Origin of the sequence: Acetatifactor muris (genome assembly GCF_024623325.1) — a bacterium.
Lineage (GTDB): Bacteria > Bacillota > Clostridia > Lachnospirales > Lachnospiraceae > Acetatifactor > Acetatifactor muris.
Genome location: NZ_JANJZD010000033.1, coordinates 42610 through 49775 on the forward strand (window position 1 = coordinate 42610; position 7166 = coordinate 49775).

Here is a 7166-nt window from a genome sequence, read left to right on the forward strand (position 1 = left end):
TGATTATAGAATCACTGGAATTAAGGAGGCATGGCTATGTGGTCAATTTTGAAAAGAGAGGTGAAAAATGATATGAAAAACCCTCTGTTCTGGTTTGGCGTTGCGATTGGTGTTTTGATCATATTTCTAAATGTAAGCCCCTATCTGAAGATCCACTATTTTGAGGAAGGGGAAACCATTGTGGACACGGAACCGGAAACCTATGGGGATAGAGATGTTATTCACGGATATGTGCCCACGGAGGAAGGGCTGCGGCGGGAAATGTGGGAAGAACGGATACGGGAAACATTGATTTCCGTATTCCGGATGGACAATGAGGAAGCGCAGTCCGTAATCGATGAAATGAAGGGAATGGATATTACGGCAGCCTGCGCCCATCTGGAAAAGTATGGTTTTAATAGTGCATATTATGACTATAATGATACGGCCATCCGTAAAGGAAGTCCTGAAGAAATCAATTCTTATATAGCGGGAAAATTGGAAAACAATGCATTTTCGTACTATTTTTCCAGAAAATTTGCCGATTTCGCGGGGGTGTTTATGGGATTTTTCGCAACTATTTTATTATCCGCTTTATTTATGCAGGATACCAGGAAAAATACCTATGAGCTTCTTCATACAAAGTCTGTCAGCGCAGGAAGCTATCTGTGGGGAAAAGCAGGGGGTGGTTTTGCAGTCTGCCTGATAACGCTCGCTGTCTTAAACCTGATCTTTTTTGGGATTTGCCTTATTGCGACGAGAAGCAGCGGATTTGAGATGGAGGTTCATTTGACGGACTTTTTATTGGCAAGCGTTCTCTATATCCTGCCGAACATGCTGATGATTGTCAGCGTTTACAGCCTGATTTCACTGGTGTTTAAAAGTCCGCTTCCGGCTGTGCCGCTGTTATTTCTCTATATCATATATTCCAATATGGGAAGCAGAAATAGGGAAGGCATTTATGGATATTACGGCAGACCCCTGGCGATTATGGTGCGGTTCCCGGGAAGATTTTTTGATACCGCCCCTCCGCCGATGATCTTGCTGAATCAGAGTTTCCTTATCCTGGCCGCTGTGTGCATCCTCTTTCTCTCAATGCAGATTTGGAAAAGGAGGCGGGTATAATGACGCGTGATATAAAAATTTCCCTGACCTTTCCAAAACAGGCTTACGCAGTATTCTTTGCCCTGGTCTTAAGCCTTGTCAGAGGGGTGGCCTATTCCAACGAAATAGGGATTGCGTTGGAAGCGCCCATGGCAATCCTTGCGTTCACATTCTGCGCAGATACCTATACGCAGGAAATTGTCAGCAGGCGGTCAGAAATCTGGCGTTTATGCCCTATGAAAAAGAGAATTCATTGTATTTACAGACGGATTGCGATACAGGAGCTATTCTTACTGACTATTGCAGCCGTCTCCTATGGCCTGTTTTTTCTGTTCCAAAATCCAATCACATACATTATGGAGAACGGCTCGGAAAGCGAAATGTGTCGGTTTTTCGTCTGTTTAGCGGCCATGGCTGTCACGCTTGGCTTCTGGGGGATTTTATCCAATCTGATTTCCTGCCTGTTTCGGAATATGTGGGTGGGGATCGGAGGCTGCCTGGTGCTTTGGACGATTACCAATTCCGTCCTCGGTGACAGAATCTTTGGCGCATGGAACCTGTTTTCTTATTCGTTCAGAAATTTAGAGGACAGCAGTGATTTTAACTGGATATATGGGAAAGTTGTCTGTATTTGTATCGGAATCCTGGCAATGGCTGCATTGCCTGCAATCATCAGGAAAAGAGGGTAAGGCTATGGGAATGAAGATAGAGGATTTAACGGTAACATTCAGGAATAAGGTAACGGCAGTCAATCACGCTGACCTGGAAATCCCAAAGGGAGTCTTTGGGCTGCTCGGGGAAAACGGGGCGGGAAAAACAACGCTTATGCGTGTGCTTACAACCGTGTTATCGCCAACCAGTGGCAGGGTAACCTTAGACGGAATACTTTACACAGAGAAAAATTATGAAAAAATACGTCGGAAAATAGGATATCTGCCCCAGGAAATAGATCTCTATCCTGGCCTGTCAGTACAGGAATGCCTGGAATATATGGGGGATTTATCCTGTATACCCAGGCAGGTCTGTAAAGAACGCATCAGTTATTATCTGGAAAAGACAAACCTGTCAGAGCAGCGCAGAAAGAAGATGAAGCAGTTGTCAGGCGGCATGAAGCGGCGGGTTGGGCTGATTCAGGCGCTTTTAAATGACCCGGAATTTTTAATTGTGGATGAGCCTACAACCGGGTTAGACCCGGAAGAGCGTATCCGCATCAGAAATCTGTTGGTTGATTTTTCAGAAGGGCGTACCGTTTTATTTTCCACCCATGTGGTGGAAGACCTGGCGGCAACCTGCAATCAGCTTGCAGTGATGAAACATGGGAAATTTCTTTATGCAGGAAACATGAAGGAATTATTGGAACAGGCAAGAGGCCATGTCTGGATTTGTAAGACAAAAGAGGGAGGGACGGTAAGGGAACTGGAAAAGAAATATCATGTTTCATCGAAACAGTATACGGGGGAGGAATTACAGATGAAATTAATCAGTGAAACGCAGCCCCAGGTGGAATGCAGTCCCTGTGAGGCAACACTTGAGGATGCTTATATTTATATTGCGAATAAAGAGAGGTAAAAAAGGTTTTTGCACCTTTTGGCGTCGCCAGATACAGGCTGATAATCGAAATTTTAATTCTATTTTATCATAATACCGAATATATGAAGCCGGGGCCGAGGGACTTTTCATCAAGGACGGCTGCAGGTGACTACGTTTGCAGCCGTCTTTGATAACATATTAAAAGTTTCAGGCTGTTTTGTACTGGAACTGTTTTCAGTGTCTGCAGGCTTGGACAATAATTCTGTTCATAATAGCTGACTGCATCCTCTGTCTCAGCTAATCGTATTATAAAACCGTCTTTCTCACCAATAATACCCATACTCATATTACTATTTTCTCCTTCACAAATTCCGATTGTGATTTGATGATTTTTAAGGGAAACATTAGCTGTTATATTTTATTAATAAATTCTCTGCTAACCCTTGAAAATACTAAATTTATTGCAGGTGAGCTTTCCCTTATTGTTTCCCTTGTATTATATCTTCCCATGGGGCATTATGAACCCTGATAAGGGAAAAATGAGGGAAACAAAATCACATAAAACATTATAACACAAAATATATGGGAATTGGTAAACTGATTGAAATGCTTTCAAAAAATGAAAAGAGGGACAGATAAATAATGAATATGATTTATGCAACATACAATATCCACCATAACAGCATTGACGTATACACCCACGCAGGTTATTTCTTACGGATAGACTGCAATAAAGCAGAAGAATTGAAAACTACTCCCTGCTCTGAATGTGCCTTAAATGCTTTGGCGATAGACGAACCGCTTGAATATGCCCGATTCTATCTTGAAGGAAATATGCAGATGTGGGTGGATGCAGAGGATTCGTTGGAACTATGGCAGATAATTCTTAAGTCAAAACAAGCACCAAATGATTTATAGTGCCATTTGGCGCTTGTTTTATAGATTTCGTCCTTGATACTGTATTGTTACTACATAGCCTGTTTTACATGGTTCATCAATGCGGAAAATGGCGATATAATTATCAATCAGTAACTGACGGTAGCCTTTTCCGGCATATCTGCCTTCATTACGCTCTTGATGGGACTGTGGAAATGTGTCCAGGCTTAAAATAGACTTCTTAATTCTGTCGATCTGTCCTTTGGCATTTTCAGGAGCTGATTTCTCATTTGCGATATATTCGTAAATGTGGTCTAATTCATGGATTGCTCTGGGGTTGACTTTTACCTTGTATTTATCCAAAATGTTTTTTCTCCAATTCTGCAAAAACTATCTCTGCGTCAACTGCTTCTGCTCCGTTAGCAATTTCCTGCTCAGACTCAAATATGGCTTGGTCAATGCGGTTCATTCTTGCAAATTTATCATATAATTCACTACTCATTACAACCAAATCGCTATATCCGTTCTTAGTAATAAAAATAGGCTCCTGTTCCTTGTGTGCGATATTAGAAATCTCGGTTGTATTGCGTAAATCCTTAATAGGTATAATAAGTGGCATAATGCTTCACTCCTTTCTTTGGCATAATTATAGCATAATTATGTCCAGACGACAACAAAAATGTAACATGATAAAAATTTTAATATTTCATGATTGCAACTGGGATATCCTGATCATTGAAGGTATTTTCGCTTTTTGGGATGAAAGATTTTCCAATTTATCCGATTTGAAGATTTTTGTTGATTGTGAACCAGACGAAAGATTTAAAAGACGGATATTAAGAAACTTATCTTTTGGTCAGGATTTAGAAGAAATATTAAGCAGGTATGTTCAGGCTGTACAGCCAAGACAAAGAGAATACGTTGAACCTACAAAATGGAAAGCGGATATTATAATAAATGGTTTCTCATCTTCCCAAATAGGGCTTGAGATTATCGGGAACTGGATAAAAGAGAATTTCGTAAGCGTCAAATAAGAACGTGTAGTGAAATATTCAGCTTTCTTCTACGTTTTTACGAAGTTCCTTTAAATTTTTGCCAATAGAAATATCCTGTTTTATCTTATATGACATAAAATCTTCTTTTAAAGAAATCCAGGCTCACAAAGCAGGTCAAAGTCATAAGAGAAACCATTTACGCTGTCAATTTCCCCTTCCCCGGTGTCCGCCTCCAGAGTCGCCGCGCCAGCCGTTTCCGTGTCTTCCGCCACCTGTCTGCCCCTGTCCGTTACCAGGCTGTCCTGCGCCCTGTCCATTACCGCCGCCGCTACCAGGCTGTTCTGTGCCCTGTCCATTACCGCTGCCGTTACCAGGCTGTCCTGCGCCCCGTCCATTACCGCCGTGGTTACCGGGCTGTTCTGCGCTCTGTCCGTTACCGCTGCCAGCTTCAGGCTGATCGGTTCCGGAATTGCTTTCGTTGTCTGCAGGCTGTTCCGCCCTGGGGGAACCGGTTCCCAGTGCATCCGCAACGGCGTTCAGTATGCTGTTACTGGAAAATGTGGCACCGCTGACCGTTGGCACATCCAGGGACTGGGTGCTGATAATTTCACTGATAATCGTATCCTTCGCACGGGTGAAAAACGCAGTGTTAAACGGATACCTCCCCGATAAACTCAATTTCTTCTCAAAAGGAATTTCCCCTGCAGTCCGGGGGTGATTCTGATTTCCCCCTCGTTGTCTATAAAAACGGCCTCTATTCCCCGTTTTTCCAAAAGGGGCAAACCGGCGTTTCTTCCCAATACGCATAGGCCCGTGGCCAGGGCATCCAGTTCCATGGCGCTCTGGCCCACCAGGGTTACGGACAGCAGCCCTGAATCCGCCGGACAGCCTGTGCGGGGATTCAGGATATGATGGTATCGCCTGCCCTGGGAAAAGAACCCTCGCTCATAAGTACCACTGGTTACAACGGCCTTGTTTTTCACCGAAACTTCGGCTATGGACTGGCCGTTTTTCTGATACGGGTGCTGAATGCCGATTTTTTGTTCCCTGCCCAGGGCAATCACGGTTTCGCCGAAATTCAGAAGGGCGTGACGCACCTTGTTTTTCTTCAAAATCTGTAAAGCCTGGTCAGCCGCATACCCTTTTGCAATTCCGCCCAGATCAATCTGCATTCCCTTCCTGCGCAGAAATGCGGTGCTTTCTGTCTCGTCCAATACCAGATCGGAAAGCCCGTTTCGGCCGCAGCCTTCTGCCAGAGCCGAATCTGACGGCATTTTGGCGCAGCGGATCGCATCCCGCCAGAGCCGGTTCGCAGCACCTGTTGTTATGTCAAATGCGCCCCGGGTTTCCGCGCCGTAAGCCAGAGCATGGAAAAGGACAAATAAAGTATCCGGATGAACCGTCACCGGTTTGATGCCCGCCTGCTCATTGATTCTGAAAATGTCGCTTTCCGCTTCAAAAAAAGAGAAGCGTGCATGGAGTTCCAGAACACGTTTTTTCACCTGTTCCGCGGTTTCCGGAGCATAATTGCCGTAGAGCGCAATCGTGTTCACTGTGCCAGGGCCCGGGAAAATTTTTTGCAGTCTTTTTTGGTTCATATTGTGTTTGTATTGTGTTCTTATATTGGCTCTTATATGGTGCTTTCATAGTGGTTTCGGCAGCTGTTCACACAGTCCCTGCCGATTTGCTCCAAAGCCCAATTCTGCATTTCCAGAAACATCCTGCCCCTAAGGCTGTCATAATCCATCCATATAAGTTTATGGTCAGATTCAACGGGAGCTTGTTTCTGTTCGAGCAGCTCTCCCAAATAGTAGGTTTGGATCGATTTTGTGCATTTTAATTATCTCCTTAAACATGCTGATTTGTATATCTTCTTAAGAAATGGTTTACAGATATCCCCGTTTTTTGGCTTCCTGCAGCAGCTGCGGCTGAATATGGGAGTATGTCCAGTTCTCCGGCAAGTCCTCCATCAGCACGATTTCCTCAATTTCGCTGTGGAGATCTGCCTCAAAACGGGTGATTTGGGCAAAAAACAGCATTCCGAAGGATTCCTCCCCATTATTCAAATTGTCCGGCGCCGTAACGGAATAGACACAGACAGGGGTTATGGTAAATTCCAAGGCTCCCGTTTCCTCATACAGCTCCCGCTTTGCCGTATCCAGGATGTTTTCTCCGGCTTCCCGATGCCCTCCCGGGCATTCCCAGGTATCTCTGCTTCTGTGTTTACAAAATACATATTTGTTCTGTGCCCTGGATATAATTACGGCAAATTGAAGTAATTCATCATCAGCTTCCTTGTAAAACCGAACCTCTGTCATTTGGTCATTCCTCCATTCTTATGTTTCATTTGTCTCATTTCTTACAATGCCTGTGGTCATGGCAGCGGAGGCATTCCTCTTTTCGGTGATTATACTACAGTTTCTTTTTTCATGAAACAGATTCCTGCAAAAGTTTCCGTAAAAGCTTTCTAATAGTTTTCCAATAAGTTTTGCTAAAAATCCGGGCTTTTCCAGAACTTCACCGGGGAAAATATGGTAGAAAACAGGGAAGGAAAGTAGTGTATTGACATGACGATATTTAACCTTACTACCGCCTTTTAAGAGGCGGCAGTAAAGCTGGGGTATAAAGACTTGAGCTTTATTCTGGCATCACCTGTCCTAAAATGCCAGTCAACCTTTGCTG

At 44.0% G+C, this 7166-nt stretch carries 10 protein-coding genes; 5 read left to right on the forward strand and 5 right to left on the reverse strand.

The genetic code is table 11. The features are described from left to right. The first annotated feature begins 36 nt into the window (after positions 1–36). The 4 genes from NSB25_RS23065 to NSB25_RS23080 all read left to right on the forward strand — a co-directional run bounded on the left by NSB25_RS23065 (position 37) and on the right by NSB25_RS23080 (position 3531). Positions 37–1104, forward strand: coding sequence for an ABC transporter permease (locus NSB25_RS23065; RefSeq protein ID WP_103241771.1), 1068 nt, complete (start codon positions 37–39; stop codon positions 1102–1104). Next, a complete protein-coding gene (locus tag NSB25_RS23070) occupies positions 1104–1772 on the forward strand; it encodes a hypothetical protein (protein WP_103241772.1) in 669 nt (222 codons plus the stop codon). Before NSB25_RS23065 ends, NSB25_RS23070 begins: the two co-directional genes overlap by 1 nt. A gap of 4 nt (positions 1773–1776) precedes the next feature. Continuing rightward, positions 1777–2652, forward strand: a complete 876-nt coding sequence (locus NSB25_RS23075; RefSeq protein ID WP_103241773.1) for an ABC transporter ATP-binding protein — start codon at positions 1777–1779, stop codon at positions 2650–2652. A 603-nt stretch (positions 2653–3255) separates the two neighbouring features. After that, positions 3256–3531 carry a DUF6061 family protein gene (locus NSB25_RS23080; RefSeq protein WP_103241774.1) on the forward strand — a complete coding sequence of 92 codons (276 nt, stop codon included), beginning with the start codon at positions 3256–3258 and terminating at the stop codon, positions 3529–3531. 18 nt (positions 3532–3549) lie between these two features. Here the strand turns inward: NSB25_RS23080 and NSB25_RS23085 are convergent, their stop codons facing one another. Both NSB25_RS23085 and NSB25_RS23090 read right to left on the reverse strand, forming a co-directional pair. After that, on the reverse strand, positions 3550–3852 hold the full coding sequence (locus tag NSB25_RS23085) for a type II toxin-antitoxin system RelE/ParE family toxin (RefSeq protein WP_103241775.1): 303 nt from the start codon (positions 3850–3852) through the stop codon (positions 3550–3552). After that, positions 3845–4108, reverse strand: a complete 264-nt coding sequence (locus tag NSB25_RS23090) for a type II toxin-antitoxin system prevent-host-death family antitoxin (protein WP_103241776.1) — start codon at positions 4106–4108, stop codon at positions 3845–3847. Before NSB25_RS23090 ends, NSB25_RS23085 begins: the two co-directional genes overlap by 8 nt. 67 nt (positions 4109–4175) lie before the next feature. Between NSB25_RS23090 and NSB25_RS23095 the strand changes: the two genes are divergently transcribed. Next, positions 4176–4523: a uridine kinase family protein gene (locus NSB25_RS23095; RefSeq protein ID WP_172455248.1), complete on the forward strand. Its 348-nt coding sequence runs from the start codon at positions 4176–4178 to the stop codon at positions 4521–4523. Positions 4524–4630: 107 nt separating this feature from the next. Here NSB25_RS23095 and NSB25_RS23100 read toward each other — a convergent pair whose 3' ends face one another. The 3 genes from NSB25_RS23100 to NSB25_RS23110 all read right to left on the reverse strand — a co-directional run bounded on the left by NSB25_RS23100 (position 4631) and on the right by NSB25_RS23110 (position 6802). Continuing rightward, positions 4631–5008 (reverse strand): hypothetical protein, encoded by a 378-nt coding sequence (locus NSB25_RS23100; protein WP_242982580.1) that lies wholly within the window; start codon positions 5006–5008, stop codon positions 4631–4633. A 150-nt stretch (positions 5009–5158) separates the two neighbouring features. Then, positions 5159–6037 (reverse strand): FAD:protein FMN transferase, encoded by an 879-nt coding sequence (locus NSB25_RS23105; protein ID WP_172455250.1) that lies wholly within the window; start codon positions 6035–6037, stop codon positions 5159–5161. Between the two features lie 333 nt (positions 6038–6370). Beyond that, positions 6371–6802 (reverse strand): NUDIX hydrolase, encoded by a 432-nt coding sequence (locus NSB25_RS23110; protein WP_103241779.1) that lies wholly within the window; start codon positions 6800–6802, stop codon positions 6371–6373. Positions 6803–7166 lie beyond the last annotated feature (364 nt).

Coding starts and splice junctions, on each gene's coding strand:
- NSB25_RS23110 (WP_103241779.1), bottom strand. CDS start 6,802: ATGACAGAGGTTCGGTTTTACAAGGAAGCTGATGATGAATTACTTCAA.
- NSB25_RS23075 (WP_103241773.1), top strand. CDS start 1,777: ATGGGAATGAAGATAGAGGATTTAACGGTAACATTCAGGAATAAGGTA.
- NSB25_RS23080 (WP_103241774.1), top strand. CDS start 3,256: ATGAATATGATTTATGCAACATACAATATCCACCATAACAGCATTGAC.
- NSB25_RS23095 (WP_172455248.1), top strand. CDS start 4,176: ATGATAAAAATTTTAATATTTCATGATTGCAACTGGGATATCCTGATC.
- NSB25_RS23100 (WP_242982580.1), bottom strand. CDS start 5,008: ATGCACTGGGAACCGGTTCCCCCAGGGCGGAACAGCCTGCAGACAACG.
- NSB25_RS23070 (WP_103241772.1), top strand. CDS start 1,104: ATGACGCGTGATATAAAAATTTCCCTGACCTTTCCAAAACAGGCTTAC.
- NSB25_RS23090 (WP_103241776.1), bottom strand. CDS start 4,108: ATGCCACTTATTATACCTATTAAGGATTTACGCAATACAACCGAGATT.
- NSB25_RS23065 (WP_103241771.1), top strand. CDS start 37: ATGTGGTCAATTTTGAAAAGAGAGGTGAAAAATGATATGAAAAACCCT.